Origin of the sequence: Brevundimonas sp. SL161 (assembly GCF_049896985.1) — a bacterium.
GTDB lineage: Bacteria > Pseudomonadota > Alphaproteobacteria > Caulobacterales > Caulobacteraceae > Brevundimonas.
Genome location: NZ_JAFCVJ010000001.1, coordinates 251,338 through 275,390, shown reverse-complemented (window position 1 = coordinate 275,390; position 24,053 = coordinate 251,338). Strand labels below are relative to the sequence as shown.

General features: G+C 67.2%; 22 protein-coding genes. 13 read left to right on the top strand and 9 right to left on the bottom strand.

Annotated features, from left to right (window positions below):
- Nucleotides 1-54: 54 nt before the first annotated feature.
- From prfB to ACP7AU_RS01315, 3 genes are all read right to left on the bottom strand, one after another.
- Nucleotides 55-1,177 (bottom strand): peptide chain release factor 2 gene (gene prfB, locus ACP7AU_RS01325; protein WP_426035421.1). Its coding sequence is split into 2 segments (ribosomal slippage): nucleotides 55-1,107 and nucleotides 1,109-1,177, totalling 1,122 coding nucleotides; the frame shifts between segments, so codons are not numbered across the junction.
- A gap of 147 nt (nucleotides 1,178-1,324) precedes the next feature.
- A complete protein-coding gene (locus ACP7AU_RS01320) occupies nucleotides 1,325-3,751 on the bottom strand; it encodes a penicillin-binding protein 1A (RefSeq protein WP_426035419.1) in 2,427 nt (808 codons plus the stop codon).
- Between the two features lie 76 nt (nucleotides 3,752-3,827).
- Nucleotides 3,828-5,048 (bottom strand): N-acetylmuramoyl-L-alanine amidase family protein, encoded by a 1,221-nt coding sequence (locus ACP7AU_RS01315; RefSeq protein ID WP_426050274.1) that lies wholly within the window; start codon nucleotides 5,046-5,048, stop codon nucleotides 3,828-3,830.
- A 526-nt stretch (nucleotides 5,049-5,574) separates the two neighbouring features.
- On the opposite strand from ACP7AU_RS01315, the gene ACP7AU_RS01310 reads away from it, so the two are divergent.
- From ACP7AU_RS01310 to ACP7AU_RS01275, 8 genes are all read left to right on the top strand, one after another.
- Nucleotides 5,575-8,268 (top strand): Rne/Rng family ribonuclease, encoded by a 2,694-nt coding sequence (locus ACP7AU_RS01310; protein ID WP_426035415.1) that lies wholly within the window; start codon nucleotides 5,575-5,577, stop codon nucleotides 8,266-8,268.
- Nucleotides 8,269-8,323: 55 nt separating this feature from the next.
- The gene (locus tag ACP7AU_RS01305; RefSeq protein WP_426050273.1) at nucleotides 8,324-9,748 is read left to right on the top strand and encodes a M48 family metalloprotease; all 1,425 of its coding nucleotides are present in this window, start codon (nucleotides 8,324-8,326) and stop codon (nucleotides 9,746-9,748) included.
- A gap of 22 nt (nucleotides 9,749-9,770) precedes the next feature.
- Nucleotides 9,771-10,568, top strand: coding sequence for a thioredoxin domain-containing protein (locus ACP7AU_RS01300; RefSeq protein WP_426035412.1), 798 nt, complete (start codon nucleotides 9,771-9,773; stop codon nucleotides 10,566-10,568).
- 231 nt (nucleotides 10,569-10,799) lie between these two features.
- Entirely contained in the window at nucleotides 10,800-12,239 is a 1,440-nt protein-coding gene (locus ACP7AU_RS01295) for an IS1182 family transposase (protein ID WP_426050272.1), read from the top strand.
- Nucleotides 12,240-12,403: 164 nt separating this feature from the next.
- Nucleotides 12,404-13,087: a glutathione S-transferase family protein gene (locus tag ACP7AU_RS01290; protein WP_426050271.1), complete on the top strand. Its 684-nt coding sequence runs from the start codon at nucleotides 12,404-12,406 to the stop codon at nucleotides 13,085-13,087.
- 320 nt (nucleotides 13,088-13,407) lie between these two features.
- Nucleotides 13,408-14,354 (top strand): IS630 family transposase gene (locus ACP7AU_RS01285; protein ID WP_426050270.1). Its coding sequence is split into 2 segments (ribosomal slippage): nucleotides 13,408-13,744 and nucleotides 13,744-14,354, totalling 948 coding nucleotides; the frame shifts between segments, so codons are not numbered across the junction.
- Between the two features lie 72 nt (nucleotides 14,355-14,426).
- Nucleotides 14,427-14,720 carry a VOC family protein gene (locus ACP7AU_RS01280; protein WP_426050269.1) on the top strand — a complete coding sequence of 98 codons (294 nt, stop codon included), beginning with the start codon at nucleotides 14,427-14,429 and terminating at the stop codon, nucleotides 14,718-14,720.
- 254 nt (nucleotides 14,721-14,974) lie between these two features.
- Nucleotides 14,975-15,412, top strand: a complete 438-nt coding sequence (locus ACP7AU_RS01275) for a BLUF domain-containing protein (RefSeq protein WP_426050268.1) — start codon at nucleotides 14,975-14,977, stop codon at nucleotides 15,410-15,412.
- Nucleotides 15,413-15,733: 321 nt separating this feature from the next.
- On the opposite strand, the gene ACP7AU_RS01270 is transcribed toward ACP7AU_RS01275, so the two are convergent.
- Both ACP7AU_RS01270 and ACP7AU_RS01265 read right to left on the bottom strand, forming a co-directional pair.
- Nucleotides 15,734-16,630, bottom strand: a complete 897-nt coding sequence (locus ACP7AU_RS01270; protein WP_426050267.1) for a sigma-70 family RNA polymerase sigma factor — start codon at nucleotides 16,628-16,630, stop codon at nucleotides 15,734-15,736.
- Nucleotides 16,627-16,929: a putative quinol monooxygenase gene (locus ACP7AU_RS01265; protein ID WP_426050266.1), complete on the bottom strand. Its 303-nt coding sequence runs from the start codon at nucleotides 16,927-16,929 to the stop codon at nucleotides 16,627-16,629. The genes ACP7AU_RS01270 and ACP7AU_RS01265 overlap by 4 nt, the downstream gene beginning before the upstream one ends.
- On the opposite strand from ACP7AU_RS01265, the gene ACP7AU_RS01260 reads away from it, so the two are divergent.
- Nucleotides 16,928-17,167, top strand: a complete 240-nt coding sequence (locus ACP7AU_RS01260; protein ID WP_426050265.1) for a hypothetical protein — start codon at nucleotides 16,928-16,930, stop codon at nucleotides 17,165-17,167. The genes ACP7AU_RS01265 and ACP7AU_RS01260 overlap by 2 nt on opposite strands.
- A 205-nt stretch (nucleotides 17,168-17,372) precedes the next feature.
- The gene (locus ACP7AU_RS01255; protein ID WP_426050264.1) at nucleotides 17,373-17,957 is read left to right on the top strand and encodes a hypothetical protein; all 585 of its coding nucleotides are present in this window, start codon (nucleotides 17,373-17,375) and stop codon (nucleotides 17,955-17,957) included.
- 224 nt (nucleotides 17,958-18,181) lie between these two features.
- Here ACP7AU_RS01255 and ACP7AU_RS01250 read toward each other — a convergent pair whose 3' ends face one another.
- From ACP7AU_RS01250 to thiS, 4 genes are all read right to left on the bottom strand, one after another.
- Entirely contained in the window at nucleotides 18,182-19,891 is a 1,710-nt protein-coding gene (locus ACP7AU_RS01250) for a hypothetical protein (protein WP_426050263.1), read from the bottom strand.
- Nucleotides 19,892-19,960: 69 nt separating this feature from the next.
- Nucleotides 19,961-20,464 (bottom strand): DUF3224 domain-containing protein, encoded by a 504-nt coding sequence (locus ACP7AU_RS01245; protein ID WP_426050262.1) that lies wholly within the window; start codon nucleotides 20,462-20,464, stop codon nucleotides 19,961-19,963.
- Between the two features lie 57 nt (nucleotides 20,465-20,521).
- The gene (locus tag ACP7AU_RS01240) at nucleotides 20,522-21,328 is read right to left on the bottom strand and encodes a thiazole synthase (RefSeq protein ID WP_426050261.1); all 807 of its coding nucleotides are present in this window, start codon (nucleotides 21,326-21,328) and stop codon (nucleotides 20,522-20,524) included.
- A gap of 40 nt (nucleotides 21,329-21,368) precedes the next feature.
- A complete protein-coding gene (thiS, locus tag ACP7AU_RS01235; RefSeq protein ID WP_426050260.1) occupies nucleotides 21,369-21,566 on the bottom strand; it encodes a sulfur carrier protein ThiS in 198 nt (65 codons plus the stop codon).
- Between the two features lie 129 nt (nucleotides 21,567-21,695).
- Between thiS and aroQ the strand changes: the two genes are divergently transcribed.
- The 3 genes from aroQ to accC are packed head-to-tail and all read left to right on the top strand — an operon-like array spanning nucleotide 21,696 to nucleotide 24,052.
- Nucleotides 21,696-22,157 (top strand): type II 3-dehydroquinate dehydratase, encoded by a 462-nt coding sequence (gene aroQ / locus ACP7AU_RS01230; RefSeq protein ID WP_426050259.1) that lies wholly within the window; start codon nucleotides 21,696-21,698, stop codon nucleotides 22,155-22,157.
- Nucleotides 22,158-22,182: 25 nt separating this feature from the next.
- Nucleotides 22,183-22,695: an acetyl-CoA carboxylase biotin carboxyl carrier protein gene (gene accB, locus ACP7AU_RS01225; RefSeq protein WP_426035386.1), complete on the top strand. Its 513-nt coding sequence runs from the start codon at nucleotides 22,183-22,185 to the stop codon at nucleotides 22,693-22,695.
- A gap of 4 nt (nucleotides 22,696-22,699) precedes the next feature.
- Nucleotides 22,700-24,052, top strand: coding sequence for an acetyl-CoA carboxylase biotin carboxylase subunit (accC, locus tag ACP7AU_RS01220; protein ID WP_426035384.1), 1,353 nt, complete (start codon nucleotides 22,700-22,702; stop codon nucleotides 24,050-24,052).
- Nucleotide 24,053: the final 1 nt, after the last annotated feature.

The following is a 24,053-nucleotide window of genomic DNA, read 5'->3' as shown; positions in this document are numbered from 1 at the left end:
CCACGGTCCAGGACTGAGATAAGGGCGGCTCCTTCGCGGAGCCGCCCTTATCTTTTAATCCACCGTTGATCCGCGGGTCTCGCCGACCCGCTGCGCCAGGGCTGCGCCCATGAAGGCGTCCAGGTCGCCGTCCAGTACGCCCTGTGTGTCCGAGGTCTCGACCTCGGTCCTCAGATCCTTGACCATCTGATAGGGCTGCAGGACGTAGCTTCGGATCTGGTGACCCCAGCCGATGTCGGTCTTGGCGTCCGCCATGGCCTGGGCCGCGGCCTCGCGCCTCTGAAGCTCCAGCTCATACAGACGCCCGCGCAGCATCTTCCACGCCTGTTCGCGGTTCTGGTGCTGCGATCGCCCGGCCTGACAGGCCACGACGGTGTTAGTCGGGATGTGGGTCAGACGGACAGCGGAATCGGTCTTGTTGATGTGCTGTCCGCCCGAGCCGGAGGCGCGATAGGTATCCGTGCGCACGTCGGACGGATTGATGTCGATCTCGATCGTGTCGTCCACCACCGGCGAGACCCCGATCGAGGCAAAGGATGTGTGCCGCTTGGCCGCGGCGTCGTACGGGCTGATCCGAACCAGACGGTGCACGCCCGATTCCGACTTCAGCCAGCCATAGGCGTTGGGACCTGTGACGAGGATCGTCGCCGACTTGATGCCCGCCTGATCGCCGTCTTCCGACGCCTCCATCTCGACCTCATAGCCGTGCGCCCTGGCCCAGCGCGAATACATGCGCAGCAGCATCCCCGCCCAGTCGCAGCTCTCCGTGCCGCCGGCGCCGGCGTTCACTTCCAGATAGGCGTCATTGCCATCGGCCTCGCCGGACAGCAGGGCTTCCAGCTCGGCCCGCGCCGCGCGGTCCTTGATGGCCTTCAGCTGGGCGCGCGCCTCTTCCAGCGTCGCCTCGTCGCCTTCCTCATCGGCCATTTCGGACAGCATGACACCGTCCTCGAGCTCGCGCTCCATGGCCTTGACGGTGTTGATCTGGGCTTCGAGCTTCGAGCGCTCGCGGCTCACGGCCTGGGCCTCGTCGGGCTTGTCCCACAGGGTCGGGTCTTCGACCCGTGCGTTCAGCTCATCGAGCTTTCGGTTGGCGACATCCCAGTCAAAGACGCCTCCTGAGCAGAGCGACGCTCTGCTCGATGTCGGCCTTCATGGCCTCGACATCCGGTCTCATATGCAAATCCTTACGGTGCGAAGGCGCGGAGATAGGGGGGATCGAAGGCAGTAGGCAATAGGCAGCAGGCAGTAGAGGAGGTTTTCTTCCCGCCGGCGACGCTCGCCCTTCCTGCTGCCGACGGCCTGACCCCTGCTGCCCAGCGTCCTAGAACAGCCCGTCCAGATCCTCGGCCGGCTCCTGCTTCGGCGCAGGGGGCGCGGTTGGCGGGGGCGCGGACGGTCCGGGCGTGATGCCGGCGGCCGCCTGCTGCTCGCGACGGATGACTTCGTTGTAGTTCTGCGGCCCCTCCGGCACGGCGGGGCCGGTATCGCGACGCTCTTCCTCGCGGCGACGCTCTGTGCCGGGGCGGAAGGCCTCCTCGATGCCGTTGATGTTGCGGAAGATGGCGCCGCGCGGACGGACGAACGGCCGCGCCGGCCGCTCTTTCAACGCGTCTTCCATGAAGTCGATAAAGATCGGCACGGCGGCGGAGGCGCCGGCTTCCCCGGATCCCAGCGACCGGTTGTCGTCGAACCCGATATAGACCCCGACCACGATGTCGGTGGTGAATCCGACGAACCAGGCCGAGCGATATTCGTTAGTCGTGCCGGTCTTGCCGCCGACCCAGCGGCCCAGTCCGCGCGCGCTGGCGGCGGTGCCCCGCTGGACCACGCCTTCCAGCATCGAGCTGATCTGATAGGCGGTGATCGGATCGATTACCTGGGTTCCGCGCGCGTCCAGATAGGGGGAGGCCTGGCCCGAGAAGGCGCGGCCGCAGTCGCGGCAGCGGCGCTGGTCGGCGCGATAGATGGTCTCCCCGTCCCGGTCCTGGACGTATTCGATCAGATAGGGATCGACGCGCCGCCCGCCGTTGACGAAGGCGGCATAGGCGGCGGTGAGGTGATAGGCCGTGACCTCCCCTGCCCCCAGCGACACCGACAGATTGGGCTGCAGATTGTCGGCCACGCCCATGCGGGCCGCGAGGTCGACGACCCTGTCCATGCCGATGGTGTTGGCCAGGCGCACGGTCATGACGTTGCGTGACAGCTCGAGGCCACGCCGCAGTGTCGAGGGACCGTAGTAGCGACGGCTGTAGTTTTCGGGCGTCCAGCGTTGACCATTCGCCCCGCCGGCGAAGCTGATAGGCCCGTCGACAACGATCGAGGCCGGGGTGAAGTCGCCCTCCAGAGCGGCGGCATAGACGAAGGGCTTGAACGAAGACCCCGGCTGACGCTGGGCCTGGGTCGCACGGTTGAAGCTCGACAGGGCGTAGGAATAGCCGCCGACCATGGCCAGGACCCGACCCGACTGCGGCTCGATGGCAACCATGGCGCCGTTCACGGCCGGGACCTGCTTCAGGGCGAACTGGCCGTTGCGCGGCTCGACGAAGATCAGGTCGCCGCGCTTGAGCGGCCGGTTGGCGTTGGCCCAGGCGGCATCGGAGACGATCAGGCTGCCGGTCGTGTCATCACGGGCAGTGCGGATCTGGACCGTGTTGCCCGACACGCTCTCGACCGCGGCGGCGCGCCACTCGCGCCGTTCCGGCGGAGCGGTCTGGCGCAGGGCCACGGCCTGCCAGCCCGGCGCGAAGTCGGTCGTGCCCCAGGCCCCGCGCCAGCCATGGCGGCGGTCGTAGTTCTCGAGCCCGCGCATCAGGGCGTCGCGCGCCGCCGTCTGCAGCGAAGGATCCAGGGTGGTGCGCATGTAGAAGCCGCCGGCGTTCAGCTGGTCGCCGAACTCCGGATTGGCGGCGGCCTGACGACGCGCTTCCTCGACGAAGAAGTCGGCGTCCTGGTATTCGGCGCGGCGTGGGGCGGCGCGGGTCGTCAGCGGACGCGCGATCGCCTCGACGTACTGCGCCTGGGTGATGAACCGGTTCTGCGCCATCTCGCCCAGAACCCAGTCGCGACGTCCCTTGGCCGCCTCGGGGTGCCGCTTCGGATGATAGTTGTTGGGGCCCTTGGGCAGGGCCGCCAGGAAGGCCGCCTCGTCCGGCGTCAACTGGGCCAGCGACTTGCCGAAATAGTTGTAGGCGGCCGAGGCCACGCCGTAGGACCGGTAACCCAGGAAGATCTCATTCAGATACAGCTCGAGAATCTGCTCCTTGGACAGCGTCGCCTCCAGGCGGCTGGACAGGATGGCTTCCTTCAGCTTGCGGCCGATGGTCGATTCATTGGTCAGCAAGACGTTCTTGGCGACCTGCTGGGTGATGGTCGAACCGCCCTCCAGCCGCCGTCCGGTGGCAGCGTTGAAGACATTCTTGAGCATCGCCCGGCCCAGGCCCGACACGTCGATACCGCCGTGCTGGAAGAAGTTGCGGTCCTCGGCGGCCAGGAAGGCCTGCACGACCGGCGTCGGAATCTGCTCGTAGGGCACATAGATGCGGCGCTCGTCCGAGAATTCGCCGATCAGGGTCCCGTCGCCGGCATAGACCCGCGTCGCGGTCGCCGGCCGATAGTCGGCCAGCTCGGATGCGTCGGGCAGGTCATGGAACAGCCAGGCGGCGTAAACCGCCACGATCAGCCCCGCGAGCGCGATCGCGCCCAAAAGGCCGATGCCCGCAATCACGAACCACCGTTCGGCAACCTTCACCAAGACTTCTCCGACTACGCCCTTGGCCCGATGTAACCCGCGCCGGGTCCGGCGGGAAGGCCGGAATCGTCCAGGATCAGCCGCCCGCGCTCGGCATGCCGGCGATCTGGGTTCCTGCCGACGGTTCACGGAAATAGCGGTCGATCCCCTCGGCCACGGCGCGGACCAGCGTGCGTCGCTGACCGGTGTCGCCCAGCGCCCGCTCGTCGTCGGGATTGGTGATGAACCCCATCTCCAGCAGCACGGCCGGCACGTCGGGGGCCAGGAGCACGGCCAGACCGGCGTCGCGGTGGCTGCGGCGCAGCAGCGGATGGTCGGCGGCCTCCAGGTGGGTCAGCAGGACGCGGGCGAACTGGGCCGAACGATTCTGGGTCGCCCTCTGGGTCATGTCGAGCAGGATCCGGTCCACCGAAGGATCCCGCCCCGGAAGATGCAGGTCGCGGTGCCAGTCATCGCTGCGTGTCACTTCGCGGACGGCCCGCGTCGCCCCCTGTTCGGACAGGGTATAGACCGACGCCCCGCGCGTGGCCGGATCGGCCCCGGCGTCGGCGTGCAATGAGATGAACAGGTCCGCGTCGGCCTGACGCGCGATCCGCACCCGGCGGTACAGGTCGACATAGACATTGGTCTCGCGCGTCAGCATGACGCGATAGCGGCCTGTCCGGGTGAGTTCGTCGCGCAGGGCCAGGGCGGCGGCCAGGGTGACCTCGCTCTCGCTGCGCTGTGCGCCTTGCGCGCCCGGATCGCGGCCGCCGTGACCGGCGTCGATGACGATCAACGGGCGCCCGGCGCGGCGCTGTTCGGGACGCGGGGCCTGGCGCGCAGCCGCCGGAATCGCAGCCGATCCGGTCGCGGCGATATCGATGACATAGCGATAGTAGGGGACCCCGTCGCCGGGCGGCAGCAGGAACCGACGCTCGATCCGCGCCGTCCGGGCCAGGCCCAGTTGCACCCGCGAAGCCGTGCCCGATGCAGTGACGCGCCAGTCGCGCACCAGTCCCGAGCCCGCGCCGTCAACGCCGCGACCGGCGCCAACCCCGGCCAGGGTCAGGACGACCGATCCGCGGTCCCCGCTCTCGATCACCTCTCCGCGAGCGGACCGGTCCAGATCGATGACGACCCGGGTCCGCTGCACGTCCCCGCCGAAGCGCACGCCGCGCACGTCACCGCTCGCGCCGGCCGCCAGACCGCGCGTACTGACCAGCAGCACCACGCCCAGCACCAGCAGGGCGAGCGCGGTCATGGCCCACTCACGCGGGCCCCAGCCGGACAGGTTAAAATACTTGCGACCAGTCATTCTGACGGCGGGCCCACCTTTATCGTTGGTTCCGTTGTGGCAGGGCCCGGTTTGGATTGGGTTAAGCGACAGCGCTTTCTGCGCATTCGCCACCCAAAGCCGAGGGCTGCCTTTCCATTCCGTGACTTGATGCTTATGCTTGTATCCGTCCGCGAACGATCGCGCCGCCGCTTTGTCGGTTTGGCGCGGCCCCGGCGCGGTGCCGACTTCCCGCCTTCGCGGATCGTGTCGCCCCCCGTCTCTGACCGTGGTCACTGACTGACTGGCCCATCGATCGACAAAGCCGGGCCTATTCCGAACCGGACCTTGCGACGCCCTCGGCGCGTGCGGGTCGAGGACCTACCAGAACCCATGGGCATTTCCGCCTGCTTCTCCCGTGAACCGACAGCCCTCTTCGGGCCGGTCGCAGTCGTCTTCGGCCATCGCCGCGACGACGGGATGACGCACGCGTCCGCCCCTTACCCCGTTCGGCGAGCCGCCGTTGCCTCCCCCGGCAATGGCCGAGCGCGCCAGAGAGATACCTTCAATGTCAAAGACGATGCTAATCGATGCAGCGCACGCGGAAGAAACCCGCGTCGCTATCGTGGACGGCCGCCAGGTTGAGGAATTCGACTTCGAGTCGAAAACCAAACGCCAGCTTCGCGGCAACATCTACCTCGCCAAGGTCACCCGCGTAGAACCCAGCCTGCAGGCCGCCTTCGTCGAATACGGCGGCAATCGCCACGGCTTCCTGGCCTTCAACGAAATCCACCCCGACTACTACCAGATCCCGGCCGCCGACCGCGACGCGATCATGGCCGAGGCCCATTCGGCCGAGGACGATCACGACGACGAGCACGCCCGCGACTCGGACGACGGCGATTCCGAAGGCGGCATGGCCGAGGAAGAGCGGCTGAAGCGTCGCCTGATGCGGCGCTACAAGATCCAGGACGTCATCAAGCGCCGCCAGATCCTGCTGATCCAGGTCGTCAAGGACGAGCGCGGCGGCAAGGGCGCGGCCCTGACCACCTGGCTGTCGCTGGCCGGCCGCTACTGCGTCCTGATGCCCAACACCGGCAAGGGCGGCGGTATCTCCCGCAAGATCACCCAGGCCACGGACCGCAAGCGCCTTAAGGCCGCCGCAGCCGCCCTTGACGTCCCGCGCGGCATGGGCCTGATCATCCGCACGGCCGGCGCCAAGCGCACCAAGGCCGAGATCAAGCGCGACTACGAATATCTGCTGCGCCTGTGGGAAACGATCCGCGAGACCACCCTCGCCTCGCACGCCCCGTCACTGATCTACGAAGAAGAAAACCTCGTCCGCCGCGCCGTGCGCGACATGTTCGACAAGGATTTCGACGGCATCCAGGTCGAGGGTGTTGAAGGCTTCAAGGAGGCGCGCGACTTCATGCGGGTGCTGATGCCCTCGCAGGCCAAGAAGGTGCATCTGTACCAGGGATCCAGACCCCTGTTCGCCGCCAACGGCATCGAGGAGCTGCTGACGCAGATCCACCAGCCCATCGTGCCGCTGAAGTCCGGCGGCTATCTGGTGATCAACCAGACCGAGGCCCTGGTCGCGATCGACGTCAACTCGGGCCGCGCCACCAAGGAACGCAACGTCGAGGCCACGGCCTTCAAGACCAACTGCGAAGCCGCCGTCGAGGCCGCCCGTCAGTTGCGCCTGCGCGACCTCGCCGGCCTGGTGGTCATCGACTTCATCGACATGGACGAGTCCAAGAACAACCGGACCGTCGAGCGCATCCTCAAGGATGAACTGAGCCACGACCGCGCCCGCATCCAGATGGGCCGCATCTCCGGCTTCGGCCTGATGGAGATCAGCCGCCAGCGCCGCCGCCTCGGCGTGCTGGAAGGCGCCACCGAGGTCTGCCCCCACTGCCAGGGCGCCGGTCGCGTCCGCTCGGCCGAATCCGCCGCCCTGATGGTGCTGCGCGCCGTCGATATCGAGGCCGGCAAGAACGGCGCGGGGTCGATCAACCTGAAGGTCTCCTCGGCCGTTGCCCTTTATATCCTGAACCACAAGCGCGACTATCTGCAGCGTCTGCTGGAGCGTCGCGGCCTGGCCGTGATCATCCAGATCGACGACCGTCTGGGTCAGGGCGAGAGCGCAATCGAGCGCACCGAAACCAACGAGGACTTCACCCCGCCTGAAGCCATCGTCTCGCTGGCCGATCTCGACGACGATTTCGACGACAACGCCTGGCAGGACGAAGACGACGACGACGAGGACGACATCATCGCCGGCGACGACGACGAGGACGCGCTGGATCGCGAAGACTCCGACGACGACGAACCGCGCGAGCGGGCCGAACGCGCCGAGCGTTCGGAGGGCGACAAGGGCCGCGGTCGGGGTCGCCGCCGTCGGGGCGGCCGTCGTGACGAGGAGGCCGCTCCCGTGGCCGCCGACGCCGAGGTCGAGGGTCTGGCCGCCGATGACGATGACAGCGAGGCCGGCCGCCGCCGTCGTCGGGGTCGTCGGGGCGGACGTCGCATCCGAGAAGACGGCGACACCGCTGGCGCCGGCGCCGGCGCGGGATCCTTCTTCTGGGTCCGGGGCCGCACGCCGTCGCTGGACGATCCCTATGTCTGGTTCGACCCGATCAACCCCGCCCCGCGCGCCGAACGCCCGGCCGCGCCAGCCCGTGACACAGCCGAGGCCGCGCACGACGTCGAGGAGCTGATCGGCGAACGTCCCGAGGGCGAAATGGCCGGGGACCGCGAAGGCGGTCGCTCGCGTCGCCGCCGTCGCGGCCGGGGTCGCGGCGAACGCGCCACGCCGCAGGATCTGAGGGTCGAGGGTCGCGCCACCAACGAAGGCATGCCCGCCGACGGCGATCCCGAGACCCCGATGGCCGTGGTCTTGTCGGATGACGCCTCCGAGGCGGTCGTTCCGGTGATCGCGCCCGAGCCCCAGCGTCGCCGCGTCCGTCGCAAGACGACCGGCTCGCCCGTTGAGACCGAAGTCGTTGCTGCCGAAGCCGTCGAGGCTTTCGCGCCGCCGCTGGAGCCCGAGATCGCCTTCGTCGAGGCGGAGCCGGAAACCGCGCCCGTCTCCGTCGAGCCTGAGCCGGAATCGGTCGTCATCGGGACGGAGACCCTGGTCACCGCCGAGGCGTCTGTCGCACCGGCCCCCGAGGCCGATCTCAGCGCGATCATCGCCAACGATCCGAACCAGATCACCGCGCCACCCGCCAAGCCGAAACGCGGATGGTGGCGTCTGTGATGAACCGCGCCTAGATTAGACCGTGGGGCGGGGGCGCCCGTCGAAGGAGTTCGCCATGATCCGGCCGACCCGCGTCACGTCCTCCCTCCTCGGGCTGGTCGCCGCGTCCGCCGCCGTCCTCGTGATGGCGGCGGCCGGCCCTGTTTCCGCCCAGAGCACGATCCGCGATACCGAGGTCGAGGGCATCATCCGCGGGTGGTCGGACCCGGTGTTCGCGGCCATGGGTCTCGAACCTTCCGAGGTCGAGGTCCTGCTGATCAACGATCCCGAGTTGAACGCCTTCGCCACGCGCGGACGGATCATCGGCATCAACACGGGGCTTATCCTGCGCACGCGCGATCCCAACGAGTTGCTGGGGGTGCTCGCCCACGAGGCCGGTCACGTCAAGAACCGGCACACCCTGCGCGACGGCGCCCAGAGCGCGGGCATGCAACCCATGCTGATGTCGATGGCGCTCGGCGCCCTGGCCGTCGCGGCCGGTCAGCCGGGCGCCGGCATGGCGCTGATCGGGTCCGGCCAGTATTTCGGTGCCCTGGGCTCCCTGCGCTACATGCAGGGCCAGGAAGGCGAGGCCGACATCACCGCCGCACGCGGCCTGGAGGCCGCCGGCGAATCCGGTCGGGGCCTGGTCGAGTTCTTCGAGAATTTCCGCAGTCAGGAAGTGTTCTCCGACGCCCGCCGCTATCCCTATTTCCGCAGCCACCCCCTGTCCGGCCAGCGCATCGAGGCCCTGCGCAGGCCCGTCGAGGCCGCGTCCCACTACAGCCACAGGGACAGCCCCGAGAGGCTGGCCGAGCACGCCCTGATCCTGGCCAAGGTCCATGCCTTCATGGATGCGCCGACCCAGACCCTGCGCACCTATCTGGAGAGCGACACCTCCTTCCCGGCCCGCTACGCCCGCGCCATCGCCTGGTATCGCGACGGCCAGACCCAGCGCGCCCTGGACGCGACCGACGCTCTGATCGCCGGGGACGTCGACAACCCCTATCTGTGGGAGCTGAAGGGCCAGATCCTGTTCGAGGAAGGCCGTCCGCGCGAGGCCATCGACGCCCACCGCGAGTCGACCCGGCTCAAGCCCGACGCCCCCCTGCTGCGCATCAACCTGGCCCACGCCCTGATCGAGACCAACGATCCCGCCAACCTCGAGGAAGCCGTCGATCAGTTGAAGCGCGCCACGGCCCGCGAAGGCGACAACACCCTGGCCTGGCGCCTGCTCGGTCAGGCCTATGCCTCCCAGGGCAAGGAGGGCGAGGCGCGTCTGGCCTCGGCCGAATACTATTTCGCCGCCGGGGCTGAGGAACAGTCGACCCAGTTCGCCCTGCGCGCCCGCGACATGCTGCCGCCCGGCTCGAACGAGTGGCGGCGCGCCATGGACATCGTTCTGGCGTCCGGGGCCACGATGGACGACATCGCCGACGTCGATCGGCGCAACGAGCGTCGCCGCGAACAACAACAGACCGTCATCGCGCCCGGCGCCTGACCGCCCCTTTTCCGAGACCTGAATGACCGACCAAGCCCCCGCCCCGTCCCCGGACGACAAGCCGACTCGCGACCCCCTGGCCTGGTTCGCGTCCGGTCGCGGCGGCGCGGCGGCCCTGGCGGTGTCCCTCGTGGCCCTGGGTCTGGCGGCCGCCCCCTATGTCACCGGAGGCGACTTCGGCGGCAAGGTCCGCGCCTATCTGCTCGCCAACCCCCAGGTCATGACCGAGGTCCAGGCCGCGTTCGAGACCCGGGCCGAGACCGTCCGCGTCGACACGATCAACGCGGCCGTCGCCGCCAACGCCGCCCTGATGGCGCCCGACCCGCGCGATCCGGCCTTCGGTCCCGCCGATGCGAAGGTCACCGTGGTCGAGTTCTTCGACTACCAGTGCCCGGGCTGCAAGGCCGTCTCCGAGGACTATCTGGCCCTGATGCGCGCCCATCCGGACGTCCGTTTCGTCTTTAAGGAGTGGCCGATCCTCGACCGGGGCGACAGCACCACGTCCAACTACGCCGCCCGCGCCGCCCTCGCCGCCCATCGCCAGGGCAAATACCTCGCCGTCCACCAGGCCCTGATGGCCGAACGCAGCCTGACGCCGGAGGCGGTGGATCGCATCCTCGCCGCCAACGGCGTCGCCCTGGACCAGGCCGCCGCCGTCATCCGCGACACCGGCACCGACCGCCTGCTGGCCGACATCCACACCACCGGCGCCACCCTCGGCCTCATCGGCACCCCGACCTTCCTGATCAACGGCAAGACCACGGCCACCATCAACCCGCAGGAAGTGGCGGCGGCGATTGCGGCGGCCAAGGCGGGGTAGAAAGAAGCAGCTGTGCTTGGGGACAAGGCAGAACCGCGAGCTGACGACGCTGTTGCGCCCGACCCGGTCATTCACCGAGCGCCGGAAACACGACATTCAGCCATGCCGTCTGAGCCTGGGAACGTCCGCTTTTCGGTCCAACGCCTTTGACCGCTTCCGACCGAGGCTGTGTGAAAACGCCTGCCATCCGAGCGAATTAGCTTATCCTTCTGAGGTCAGCAGGAGGTGGGTATGAGCCGCTTCGTACAGGGTGCCGATCGCCAGCAGCAGACGCTGCTTCCCGAGTGTCTCGACGACTATGTGGCCGAGGATAATCCGGTCCGGGTGGTCGATGTCTTCGTCGACGAACTGGACCTCAGGGGCCTGTGCTTCGAGGGCGTAACCCCGGCGGCGACGGGCCGGCCGGCCTATCACCCGGCCATGCTGCTGAAGCTGTACGTCTACGGCTATCTGAACAAGGTGCAGTCGAGCCGGCGGCTGGAGCGCGAGGCTCAGCGCAACGTCGAGCTTATGTGGCTGACGGGACGGCTGGTGCCGGACCACAAGACCATCGCCGACTTCCGCCGCGAGAACGGTCCGGCGATCCAGGTGGCCTGCGCTCAGTTCGTCGTATTGTGTCGCCAGCTCGGCCTGTTCGGAACGGCCCTGGTCGCCATCGATGGCTCCAAGTTCAAGGCGGTGAACACCCGTGACCGCAACTTCACCGCCTACAAGGTGAAGCGGCGGATCGAGCAGGTGGCCGAGCACATCGCAGGCTATCTCCAGGACCTCGACACAGCCGACCGGCAGGAGAGCGAAGCAACTGAAGCGCGGTCCGGGCGGCTGGTGGAGAAGATCGACCGGCTCCGCACTCAGATGGCGATGCTCAAGGCGATGGAGGCCGAGGTGGAGGCGTCGCCCGACGGACAGGTCTCCCTGACCGACCCCGACGCCCGCGCCATGGCGACGTCCGGCCGGGGCAGCGGCATGGTCGGCTACAACGTCCAGTCCGCCGTCGAGGGCGAGCATCACCTGATCGTCGCCCATGAGGTGGTGATGACGGGAAGTGACCGCGAACAGCTGGCGTCGATGGCGGGCAAGGCCAAGGACGCCATGGGCGTGGAAGCGCTCGATGTACTGGCCGACCGGGGGTACTTCTCCGGCGAGGAGATCCTCGCCTGCGAGGCCATGGGCGTAACGCCCTACGTCCCGAAGCCCCAGACGTCAGGGGCCAAGGCCGCGGGCCGCTTCGGCAAGCAGGACTTCGTCTACCTGCCCGATCAGGACGTCTATCGCTGCCCGGCCGGCGCGCTGCTGCCGCGCCACATGACGACCGTCGAGAAGGGCATGACTTTGCACCGATACTGGGATCGGGCCAGTTGCACCGGCTGCTCGCTCAAGAGCCAGTGCACCCCCAGCATCGAGCGTCGGGTCACCCGCTGGGAGCATGAAGCGGTGATCGATGCGCTGCAGGCCCGGACGGACCTGGCACCGCGCGCCATGCGCATCCGACGACGGCTGGTCGAACACCCCTTCGGCACCATCAAGGCCTGGATGGGACACACCCACTTCCTGATGAAGCGCCTGCCCAACGTGAAGACCGAGATCAGCCTCCACATCCTCGCCTACAACATGAAACGCGTGATGGCGGTGCTCGGAACGAAGCCACTGATCGAGGCGATCAGGGCCTGAGGCGATGACGCTTGGCGTCTAACGCCAACGACGCCCCGCCACTGCCCGACCCGTTTTTACACGGCCTCGACCCATTGCGGACATGCGCTTAGGGGCATCGGAACTCGAAACCTATCATGCGCCTTTCCGAGTAGGGCGTCAGCTAACCGCCTAAGGATCCGAGCATGATCACCATCACAGCCTTCAAGTGGGTCGCGCCATTTGCCGCCGGACAGGTCCGCGACCACCGGGTGCGATGGATCCTTAACGAAGCGGGCTGGTCCTACGAGGTGCGCTTGCTTGATGCCGTGGATCAGAAGTCAGCGGCCCACCGGGCCAAGCAGCCCTTCGGTCAGGTGCCCACGCTCGAAGAGGACGGCAGGCCACCGATGTTCGAAAGCGGTGCCATCGTGTTGACGGTGGCGGAACGGGCGGGCGTTCTTATCCCGACCGATTCTGTGCAACGCGCTCAGGTCTTGGAATGGTATTTCGCTGCCCTCAACACGATCGAGGGGGCGCTGATGAATGTCGCTGAAGCAGAGTTTTTTCTGCCCGACGAGGCGGCCAAGGCCGTGCGGCGACCGCAGGTTTTGCCTTTCGCACATCAGCGTCTGGCCGAGCTTCAGGCTGCTCTCAGCAACCGCGACTGGCTGGTTGGCGACGAGTTCTCAGTCGCCGACCTGATGATGAGTTCCGTGCTCAAGATCGCCGTGTCGCTGGACCTTCTGAAGACCTATCCTGCGCTCAGAGCCTATCAGGAACGCTGCCTGGACCGACCTGCCTATCGCAAGGCAATCGACGATCAATGCGCCATCATCGCCGCCCATGGGCCAGGGGACATGCGCTACAAAGAAGCCCAGTCGGCCTGATCCGAACTCTTAGCCTGCGCTACTGTCGTCCTTTTGCGGAGTCCGCTACCCACCCCCAGCGGCGGTTGGGACCTCTGTTCTCGGACCTGGCGGTCAATGTCTGGTTTTCGGCCTGACGTCGATGTCGTGGTCCGACCCATAGCGGTCCTTTACGCCAGTCTGTAGCGTGAAGGCAGCAGCAATCAGGAGGCGTTCGAGTGGATCACGTGGGGATTGGCGTTGCGGACCTAGAGCACTTTGCGATCTGATTGAATCGCAGGGATTCCCAAGGGAGCCGGGTTCTGATTCAACATTCCTGCTGGAGGCGGAGGCCAGCATGAATGAGCAAGGCGCTTTCGGTGGATCTGCGGGATCGTGTGATCGCCGCGATTGAGGACGGGATGTCGTGCCGTCAGGCGGCGGCGCGGTTCGGGGTCAGCGCGGCCAGTGCGATCCGCCGGCGGTCACGGATGCGGACGCAGGGCGATGTACGACCTGGACCGCTGGGCGGGGACCGTCGATCCGGTCGCATCGAGAGCCACGCCGGCCTGATTCTGGGTCTGCTGGATCGGCAGACGGACATCACGCTTGCGGAGCTTCGGGCGGCGCTGGCGGAGCAGGGCGTGGCGACCAGCCTGTCGAGCCTGTGGCGGTTCTTCGTGCGCCGCCGGATCACGCTCAAAAAAAGTCGGCGCACGCGGACGAGCAGAGCCGTCCCGACGTCCTGATGCAACGGCGAGCCTGGTTCGAGAACCAGCTCGATCTCGATCCGGAACGGCTGGTCTTCATCGACGAAACCGGAGCCTCCACCAAGATGGCCCGCCGCCACGGGCGTGCGCCGCGCGGCCAGAGGCTGAGGTGCAGCGTGCCCCATGGTCACTGGAAGACCACCACCTTCGTCGGCGCCCTGCGGCTGACGGGCATGACCGCCCCGATGGTGCTCGACGGCCCGATGAACGGGGCCTGGTTCCTGGCCTATGTCCAGCAGGTGCTGGCCCCGACCCTGAATCCCGGCGACGTGGTGATCATGGACAACCTCGCCGCCCACAAGAGCACGCCCATCAAGGACGCGATCGAGGCCGTCGGCGCACGACTGCTGTTCCTGCCGCCCTACAGCCCTGACCTTAATCCGATCGAGAACGCCTTCGCCAAGCTCAAGGCCCTGCTGAGAAAGGCCGCCGCCAGATCCATCGAGCAGCTCTGGGACGCCATCGCCCGCATCATCCAGACCTACTCACCGCAGGAATGCGCAAACTACTTCGCCGCCGCAGGCTACGATGCAGACTGATCCGAAAATGCTCTAGAAGTCGCGCTTGCGTTCTACGACGCGGCTCTCGCACCGCTCGGGATCAAACGACTGATGTCCTACGGAGCGACAGAAGGACAGGTCGATCACGTCGGCTATGGAAGTGGCTCCAAACCCTACTTTTGGATCGGTCGTGGCGAAGAGATTGGTGGCTATGTCCATCTCGCCTTTCCCGCGCCTGATCGCCCGTCCGTCGATGCCTTCTATTCAGCGGCTCTCCAAGCCGGTGGGCAGGACAACGGCGCCCCCGGCCTAAGACCTCAATACCATCAGGGTTACTACGGAGCGTTCGTGCTCACCCCGGAGGGCCTTAACCTTGAAGCCGTGCATCACACGTTCACGGCCTAAGGCTGCGACCTCCTCTTGGACGTCTGCTCCCCACCCTAAGTCGATACCCAGCGCGTCTGCTTTCCGGGCGCAAGCCGAAAAGCGATGTCGACCCGTTGCGGACATTTTATCAAGCTGTTCGACCGCTCGCCGACACGACCACGGCTGAAGCGCGAGCCGCGACAGCCACGGCGAACCAATTCTTTTTCCATATGTCGGTGAGTTGACTGACGCGACGCCGGCGAGGTGAGCCGCTGGTGCGGGGGATCCAAGCCATGCAGTTTGAACGACTAACCTACGTCAGCCACGCGACGGACCCGGCGGAATCGGTAATGGCTGCCTCCGACATTCTTGAGCAGTCGGTCCGAAAAAACCCTCGCAACAACATCACCGGCGCACTCGCCTTCACCCCGTCGCGCTTCGTTCAGGTGTTGGAAGGCTCACATGGGTCGCTAGACGTCCTGCTGTTGAAGCTCGCTATGGACCCGCGCCACCACGACATGATCGTCCTAGCCCGCATTCCGATCCAACACCGGCTCTTCAGCGATTGGTCGATGATCGCGCCTGTCTTCACACCTCAGGGGCGGGCTCGCCTGGTGGCCTTGGTGGCGGATCAGACGCCGCCGTTCGGGGCTCTCAACGAACTCATCTATGAGATGTGGGCCGAACAAGGGTCCGCAACGGCCCGGTCCCCTAGTCCGGAGGTTCAGTGACGCCACCCTCGATCCGATGCCTGTAGTTTCCGACCGCTAACCACCGAATGAGACCTGGGCAACGTCCGCTTCCGGCGCGCCTGTCCAATGTCTGCTTTCCGACATAGGGCTAATGACGGGGCGCGACCGGTGCAGACATTGCTGGGTTCCGCTTTCGGCGTTGAAGCCAAGACTATCCGGCCACTGCGACCGATGCCGAATAGTTCTACGTTTGGGTCCGTGGCGGCACCCTACGACGCAGTATGCCAAGGCGCGCGGATCTGCGATTTCCAACGACCGACCGTGGCACGGAGCTGGCCGAATGCTCTTTGATCGTCCGCGTCACCCGGCACACGGCGGGGCTCCAAGATAATGGACAAGGGCGGCCAGTTTGTCGGGGTTGCGAAGGACAAAGATGTCCGAGACTTCTTGGCCGTCGGTGCTGGCAAACCAGATCAGCACCACAGGCGTGTACCCGTCAGACATCAGAAACCCCCGACTCCGGGCGAGATCTACCGGTCGCCACACGTAGTGCGGCCACCACGCCCTCGCCTGTGCCAGGAAGGCTAGGGCCTCTTCCGATCCGCAGATTGCCCCCACTGACGGCGCCTTGCCGCCGCTGTCGGCGGTCAGCCTGACGTCCCGGGACAGGAAGGCGCCGAACTCCGCCATGTCGTCGGTCCGGATCGCCCGTTCGAACGACTCGAGGAGGGCGCGATGACGGCCAGGCTCGACGACGACGCGAGGCGCATCGGCAGAGATGGCAGCGCGGGCCCGCGACACGAGCTTGCGGCTGGCACCGGGCGTCAGGCCGAGCGCCACAGCGACCTCAGTATGAGGCATGTCGAACACTTCGTGCAGCAAGAAGGCCGCGCGTTCGCGGGGTGTGACCCGCTCAAGCAGTGTCAGGAAAGCTGTTTCGAGACTGTCAGACAGCGCCGCCGGCTCATCAAGCGCTGCTGCGTCCATCGGCTCCGGCAGCCACGGGCCCACGTAATCGGTTCTTGAGCGAGCGGCGGACCGCAGCACGTCGATACAGCGTCGGGTGCATGCGGTCACGAGCCACGCCGCGGGCTCCTGGATGGCCTCGCGATTAGCCGCCTGCCACTTGAGGAAGACATCCTGAAGGACGTCATCCGCATCAGACCGCGATCCCAGCATGCGGTAGGCTAGGCCGAGCATGGCGCCACGGCTGTCCTGAAAGGCGACTATGTCCCGCGGTCCGACGGATTGGGTCACGAGAGACCCTTTACCCATTTCGCCTGTAGAACCTCGACCTGCGGAGGGCCGTCCAGCAGCGGAGTAACCTCCAACTCATAAGCCTCGTAGGCATCGGAACGGAGGAACGCCTGGGCCTCCTCCGCCGACATGTAGACCTGAAAGGCGCAGATGCGGTCCTCATCGACTCCAAAGGCGTAGATGTAGGCGAGGTGGCCGGGATTGGTGGCTACGGCGGGCCGCACATGCTTGTTCCAAACGGCCTGAACCTGCGCACGAGCGCCGGGGCGGGTGCGGTGTTCAAGGAAAATGGTGTGCATGTTCGTTGTCCTGCTGGAGACCTCAGACGGGTCTCGATCAGATGACGATCCGCCGTCCCGTATTGTGACGTCGGTCAGCCAAAAAGCGAAAACTGCCGAGCAACACGGCGCTGAGTTCCTTCAGGCTTGGGTGGCGGAGGTCACCGGTGCGCCCGGCGTGATTACGCCTGAAAATTTGTCCGACGCTGTCCGCCAGCGATTCGGGGAAGCCCTTGACGATCTGCTGCGAGACCCGTGAACGCATCCCCTCAGGGTCCGGATTGCCAATGCACGCTCCCCACCCGTTACCGACGTTGGAAGCGTCCGCTTTCAGGCGCATCGATGTATGCGATAGCCCTGATACCAGGGCGCGGATCGTCCCCAAACCCCTTTAAATTCAACGCCCGGCTCTAACGAGAGCCATTTTACGCGCCCTGGTTCGAAACGGCCGGACAATGCCGGGCATGACCCAGACCGAACACAGACCGCCCCGCCTCACCGCCGAAGCCTGGGCCCGCGCCCGCGAGGACTTCCTCGCCGGCATCAGTTGCGCCGTCATCGCCGAACGCTACGGCACGACCGACCGCAGCGTCCGCCGCCGCGCCGCCATCGAGGGCTGGCGACGCCGTGATTTCCTTCCGGCGCGCCCCGCCGCGCCGCCGCCCTGGATGGCGGCGCCGCGCACCAAGGACGATGAGATGGAGATCGATCCGGCGCTGGAGGAGGTGGACGCGGCCGAGTCGACCTCCCGCTTCGGCCTCCTGTTCAACCCCCATCCCCGGACCCTGCGTCGCTTCGCCTTCCGCCAGGCGGCCGAGAACGCCGCCGTCGACCGGCCGCAGCAGGCCGTCGCCTGGATGCGACTGTGCCAGCTCGTGGAGCGCTGCGGCGACGGTCTGGACAGCGACGCCGCCGCCTTCCGCGACGTCGACTACGTCCGCGCCGCCTATCTGCACCGGCTCAACGAGGCCATCGCCGAGGGGCGGGTGGAGGACGAGGCGGCGGCAGCGGATGCGGAAGACGCGGCGGAAGGAGCAGCGGAGACCTGACCTCCCTTAACCGTGCACCCAGGCGAAGGGCGGGGGCCAGATCACAAACCGAAGCGGCCGGGATTTCGCACCTGAACGACTGATCGACAGACAGCGTCTGCCATCTGGACCCCGGCCTCCGCCGGGGTGCACGGAGATCAGGAAGGCCGACCTGGCGGTTTCGTCCGTTTCGTCAGGGTGTTTTTCGTCCGGACCAATGGACGAAACGGGACAGACCCGCGGCCCTAGGCCAGTTTCAGACTCATCTCCCCGCCGATCCATTCGACCCGCGCCTGCGCCCGCGCGGCTTCTGAGGCGGCCGTGTTGCCCAGGGCGGCCTCGGCCTCGGCCAGGACGAAATAGCTGTAGGGGTCCATCGGCCAGTCGGTCAGAAGTTCCTCGATCCTGGCCTTCGCTCCGGCGGCATCGCCGTTGGCCAGCATCGCCGCGGCCAGGCTGCGACGGGTCGGGAACCAGATGATCGGCGGGTCGCCGCCCTCCTCCTCCTGGCCCTGTGTCTCGGCGGCGCGGGTGAAGGCGGCCACGGCGGCGGCGGCATTGCCCTCCAGCATCGCCGCCCGACCCTCCAGCACCCGCTGCGAGACCTCGATGAAGTCCTTCATGTCGGCGGCCTGGGCGCCGGTGATGGCGTCGCCTTCGCGGATCGCCCGGATGGCCTCGGCCTCGGCGCGGACGGCGCCCGCGTCGCCGGCCCGGGCCGCCGCCTCGCCGCGCCCGTAGCGCCAGTTGGCGCGCTGCACCGGCTTGTCTTCCGGCGGTTCCGGCAGGGCCGCGACCTGGGCCGCCGTGCCGAAACGGCCGAAGATCGCATAGGCGTCGTTGGCCATCAGCTGACGCCACAGGTTCTCGGCCGGGATGTCGGGATAGGTCGACAGGAAGCCCTCGGCCAGCGCCAGCCCCTCCTCGGCCCCGCCCGCCATCAGGGCGCCGCCCATGCCGAAGTGGATGTTGTGGGCGTGCAGGGCCATGCCGGTGATCCCGCCCGGAGGCGCGGCCAGCCGGTCGTAACGTTTGTCCAGAGCCACGGCCTCGACGTTGGAGCCCATGGCGTCCCGGTAGCGCCCGACGCGATAGAAGGTGTGCGACGGCATATGCACCAGATGGCTGGCCGAGGGCGCCAGTTGGGCCAGCTTCTCGCCATAGGGAATGGCCTTGTGCGGGTCGTCGGACCACTCGGTCAGGTGGATGTAGAGGTGGATGGTGCCGGGGTCGTCGGGCGCCTTCGTCAGCGACGCCTCGAGGATGTCCATGGCCCGGACAATGCCGCGGTCCTTGGGCGCGCCGTCGTCGTCGAACCACTCATCGGCCTGCAGCATCCAGGCGTCGGCGGCGATGGCGGCGATCAGAGGGCTGTCGGGATTGCGGCGAACGATCCGGTCCATGGCCCGGGCGAAGCGAACGCCCTGGCTGGCCTTGGCCCCGGAGTAGCGCTGGATCAGCGCGTCGATCATCTGGCGCTGGACCGCAGTGGCGCCTCCCGCCTCGCGCCGGGCCAGCTGGGCCAGCCTGAGCCCGGCCCGCAGGGAGTCGTCATCCGTGCCGCCGCCGTTGAGGTTGGGCCCGGTCGCCCAGGCCTCGCCCCAGGCGCACAGGCCGCAGTCGGGATCGATGGCCCGCGCCCGGCGGAAGGCCCGGACCGATTCCTTGTGTTCAAAGGCCCAGCGCAGCCGCACCCCGTGGTCGAACCAGGCCTGGGCCTCGGGATTTGTGGTGTCGACGGTCCAGCTCGCGACCTCGCCGAAACCGGGCACCAGGACCATGGAGGCTTCCGGCGCGGCGTCCAGCACCGACCCGACCCGGCCGCATCCCCGGGGGTTCTGCAACAGGGAGGCGCTCGCCTCTGCATCCGCCGCGGCAGAGGTCGCGTCCGCGACGGCGGCCGGCCCCGCCAGACAGAGGGCGACGGCGGTGAAGGTGAGCAGTGTCAGTCGCATCGTCTTCCCCTCGATCCGAGGCGACGATCCTGCACCAGTCGAAGAGCGCTTCCAAGCGCCCCGATCGTCTCAGGGGTTTGGCAGGCTGTAGCTCAGGTCGTAGCGGTGTTCCCCGCCTTCGAGCGTCAGGGCGAAGTCCCCGCTGATCCCCGCCAGCGCTCCGGTGCCCGAGTTCGGCACCACGGTGATCGACAGCGTATAGCCCTCCGGGCTCATGTCGCCGCGATGGGCCAGCAGGAAGGCCCCCTCCTTGCCATCCAGCGTGCCGACCACGCGTTCCAGCGCGATATAGGTCCCGGTCGTGTCGCCCGGAGGCCCTCCCGTCAGCATCTGGCCGCTCGACACGCCCTGGATCCCGCCGCTGAAGGTCTTGGACAGGATGTAGCGGGACAGACCCAGACCCGCCTCGATCACCTCGGCATCGGCGGGCGCCATCGCCACCTCGAAAGTCCCCACGGCGTGATGCACTGTTGTCTCCTGGGCCTTGGCGCTTCCTGCGGCCATGACCCCGATCGCGATCAACAGGCCGAGAACAGCCACGGCGAGATAGCCTCGGAGAGTCAGGGTGCGCATCGGTCGCTCCGGAACATTACAGGAACACCCTGTCGCCAAACCCGCGTTCCGTCAAGCTCAGATCAGCCCGCCCAGCGGCGACGACGGATCGGCGTACATCTTCTTGGCCATCCGTCCCGCCAGATAGGCCTCGCGCCCGGCGATGACGGCGTGCTTCATCGCTCGCGCCATGCCGATGGGATCGCGCGCCCCGGCGATGGCCGTGTTGGCGATCACGGCGTCGCAGCCCAGTTCCATGGCGATGGTCGCGTCCGAGGCCGTGCCCACGCCGGCGTCCACCAGCACAGGCACGGTCGCCTGCTCGACGATCAGCCAGATATTGACCCGGTTCTGGATGCCGAGACCCGATCCGATCGGCGAGGCCGCCGGCATGATCGCCGCCGCGCCCGCGTCTTCCAGCCGCTTGGCCATGACCACATCGTCGGTGCAGTAGACCATGACGTCGAAGCCGTCCTTGACCAGCAGGTCCAGCGCCCTGAGCGTCTCGATCATGTCGGGATACAGGTGCGCCGAGTTGGACAGAACCTCCAGCTTGACCAGGTCCCAGCCGCCCGCCTCGCGCGCCAGCCTCAGGGTGCGGACCGCGTCCTCCCCGGTGAAACAGCCGGCTGTATTGGGCAGAAAGGTGAACCGGTCTGGCTTCAGATAATCGACCAGCATCGGCTGGGACGGATCGCTGAGGTTCACCCGGCGCAGGGCCACGGTGACGATGTCGGCGCCCGCAGCCTCGGCCGCCGCCGCGTTCTGGGCATAGTCGGCGTATTTGCCTGTGCCCACGATCAGGCGCGAGTTGAAGCTGCGCCCGGCGACGGTCCAGCAATCGGTCGGGGAATCGGCGGTCGGTGCAACGAAGGGAGCGTTCATCGCCTTAATCTAGGCCTGCGCGCTGGGGAACGGAACCCGCTCACCCGCCGCCGACGAACTGGACCAGCTCGATCCGGTCGCCGTCCTCCAGCGCCGTCCCGGCATGCAGCGACCGGGGCACAATGGCCAGGTTGCGCTCGACGGCGACCTTGCGAACGTCGAATCCGAGCTCTTCGACCAGCGCCAGCACCGTCCGTGCGGCCACATCCCGCGTATCTCCGTTGACTTGAATGCGCATGTCGTTACGTCAACCTGACCTGTCCGGCGCAACCTCGGCTTTGACGAGCGACGCCGTTCCGCTAAAAGGCCCGCCCACCGAAGCGGCGAACCACTCTCATTGGCCCCGTCGCCAACCCATCCGGAGCGAATGCCCGAAACCCCCGTCCTCTACGTCCTGAACGGCCCCAACCTCAACCTCCTGGGTGAGCGGGAGCCGCACATCTATGGGCGCGAGACCCTGGCCGACGTCCAGGCCCTGTGCGAGACGGCCGCTGACGGCGCGACCGTGGTCTTCCGCCAGTCGAATCATGAAGGCGAACTCGTCGACTGGATCCAGGAAGCGCGCACGGAAGCTGTGGCGCTCGTCATCAATCCGGCGGCCTACAGCCACACCTCCATCGCCCTGCTGGACGCGCTCAAGGCCCTGACGATCCCGGTCGTCGAGTGCCACCTGTCCAATCCGGCGGCCCGCGAGGAATTTCGACGTCACTCCTACGTCTCGCTGGCGGCCACGGGCATCGTCTCAGGCTTCGGCGCCCATTCCTACGAACTGGCCGTCAAGGCCGCCCTCCGGCTGGCGCGGGAACGCTCCGCATCGCCTGCCCGTTGAACCCAGACCACAAGGCATAGCTCTCATGGCGACCGACAAGAAACTGGATAACGAGCCCTCGGTGGAGATCGACACCACGCTGGTCCGCCAGCTGGCCGACATTCTCAACGACACCTCGCTGACCGAGATCGAGGTTGAGCGTGGCGAGCTGCGCATCCGCGTCGCCCGCGAAATCACCGCCGCCCCGGTGATGCAGTACGCGTCGGCTCCGGCCTACGCCCCGCAGGCCGCCGCAGCGCCTGCGGCCAGCGCCGCGCCTCTGTCCATGCCGTCGGACCCGGCCACGATCGTCGCCAAGTCGGGCGAGCAGGTGAAGTCGCCGATGGTCGGCACCGTCTATCTGCAGGCCTCGCCCGAGGCCCCGCCGTTCGCCAAGGTCGGCGACAAGGTCAAGAAGGGTCAGACCCTGCTGATCGTCGAGGCCATGAAGACGATGAACCCGATCCAGTCTCCACGCGACGGCGTCGTGCAGGAGATCCTGGTCGGCGACGCCCAGCCCGTCGAGTTCGGCGAACCTCTCGTCGTCCTCGAGGCCTGATCCCGTGTTCACCAAAGTCCTCATCGCCAACCGCGGCGAGATCGCGCTGCGTATCCACCGCGCGTGCAAGGAGATGGGCATCTCCACCGTCGCCGTGCACTCGGAAGCCGACCGCGGCGCCATGTGGGTGCGGCTGGCGGACGAAAGCGTCTGCATCGGCCCGGCCCCGGCCGCGAAATCCTATCTGAACATCCCGTCGATCATCGCGGCCGCCGAGATCACCGGCGCCCAGGCGATCCACCCGGGCTACGGCTTCCTGTCCGAGAACGCCCGCTTCGCCGAGATCGTCGAGGCTCACGGCATGACCTTCATCGGTCCAAAGCCCGAGCACATCCGGGTCATGGGCGACAAGATCAGCGCCAAGCAGACGGTGCTGGAAGCCGGCATCCCCTGCGTGCCCGGCTCGGCCGGCGAGGTCGAGACGATCGAGGCCGCCATCGAGGCGTCGAAGTCCATCGGCTTCCCGCTGATCGTCAAGGCGGCGGCGGGCGGCGGCGGACGCGGCATGAAGGTCGCCCTGACCGCCGAAGATCTCGTCGAGGCCGTCCAGACCGCCCAGACCGAGGCCAAGGCCGCCTTCGGCAACGGCGCGGTCTACATGGAGCGCTACCTTCAGAAGCCCCGCCACATCGAGATCCAGGTTGTGGCCGACAGCCACGGCAACGTCGTCCACCTGGGAGAACGCGACTGCTCGTTGCAGCGTCGTCACCAGAAGGTGCTGGAAGAGGCCCCGTCGCCCGCCCTGTCGGCCGCCGAACGCATCCAGATCGGCGAGGTCGTCAACAAGGCGATTGGCAAGATCGGCTACCTCGGCGTCGGCACCATCGAGTTCCTGTGGGAGGACGGCGAGTTCTTCTTCATCGAGATGAACACCCGGCTGCAGGTCGAACACCCGGTCACCGAGGCCGTCACCGGCGTCGACCTGGTCCGCGAACAGATCCGTATCGCCGCCGGCCTGCCGCTCTCGTTCACGCAAGACGATATCCACTTCGAGGGCCACGCCATCGAGGTCCGGATCAACGCCGAAAACTCGGAAACCTTCGCCCCCTCGCCCGGCACGGTCACCGACTTCCACGCCCCCGGCGGCCTCGGCGTGCGGCTGGATAGCGCCATCTACGCCGGCTATTCGATCCCGCCCTACTACGACAGCCTGATCGGCAAACTGATCGTCCACGGACGCGACCGCGCCGAGTGCGTCGCCCGGCTCAAGCGCAGCCTGAACGAGATGGTCATCGGCGGCATCGACACGACCATTCCCCTGTTCCAGAAGCTGTTGAACGAGCCCGACATCCTGTCCGGTGACTACGACATCCACTGGCTGGAGAACTGGGCCAGGCGTCAAAAGACCGACGCCTGAC

Coding starts and splice junctions, on each gene's coding strand:
- ACP7AU_RS01280 (WP_426050269.1), top strand. CDS start 14,427: ATGTCCTACGGAGCGACAGAAGGACAGGTCGATCACGTCGGCTATGGA.
- ACP7AU_RS01290 (WP_426050271.1), top strand. CDS start 12,404: ATGATCACCATCACAGCCTTCAAGTGGGTCGCGCCATTTGCCGCCGGA.
- ACP7AU_RS01255 (WP_426050264.1), top strand. CDS start 17,373: ATGACCCAGACCGAACACAGACCGCCCCGCCTCACCGCCGAAGCCTGG.
- ACP7AU_RS01265 (WP_426050266.1), bottom strand. CDS start 16,929: ATGCACACCATTTTCCTTGAACACCGCACCCGCCCCGGCGCTCGTGCG.
- ACP7AU_RS01250 (WP_426050263.1), bottom strand. CDS start 19,891: ATGCGACTGACACTGCTCACCTTCACCGCCGTCGCCCTCTGTCTGGCG.
- aroQ (WP_426050259.1), top strand. CDS start 21,696: ATGCCCGAAACCCCCGTCCTCTACGTCCTGAACGGCCCCAACCTCAAC.
- ACP7AU_RS01300 (WP_426035412.1), top strand. CDS start 9,771: ATGACCGACCAAGCCCCCGCCCCGTCCCCGGACGACAAGCCGACTCGC.
- ACP7AU_RS01240 (WP_426050261.1), bottom strand. CDS start 21,328: ATGAACGCTCCCTTCGTTGCACCGACCGCCGATTCCCCGACCGATTGC.
- ACP7AU_RS01305 (WP_426050273.1), top strand. CDS start 8,324: ATGATCCGGCCGACCCGCGTCACGTCCTCCCTCCTCGGGCTGGTCGCC.
- thiS (WP_426050260.1), bottom strand. CDS start 21,566: ATGCGCATTCAAGTCAACGGAGATACGCGGGATGTGGCCGCACGGACG.
- ACP7AU_RS01315 (WP_426050274.1), bottom strand. CDS start 5,048: ATGACTGGTCGCAAGTATTTTAACCTGTCCGGCTGGGGCCCGCGTGAG.
- ACP7AU_RS01260 (WP_426050265.1), top strand. CDS start 16,928: ATGTTCGTTGTCCTGCTGGAGACCTCAGACGGGTCTCGATCAGATGAC.
- ACP7AU_RS01275 (WP_426050268.1), top strand. CDS start 14,975: ATGCAGTTTGAACGACTAACCTACGTCAGCCACGCGACGGACCCGGCG.
- ACP7AU_RS01245 (WP_426050262.1), bottom strand. CDS start 20,464: ATGCGCACCCTGACTCTCCGAGGCTATCTCGCCGTGGCTGTTCTCGGC.
- accB (WP_426035386.1), top strand. CDS start 22,183: ATGGCGACCGACAAGAAACTGGATAACGAGCCCTCGGTGGAGATCGAC.
- ACP7AU_RS01310 (WP_426035415.1), top strand. CDS start 5,575: ATGTCAAAGACGATGCTAATCGATGCAGCGCACGCGGAAGAAACCCGC.
- ACP7AU_RS01295 (WP_426050272.1), top strand. CDS start 10,800: ATGAGCCGCTTCGTACAGGGTGCCGATCGCCAGCAGCAGACGCTGCTT.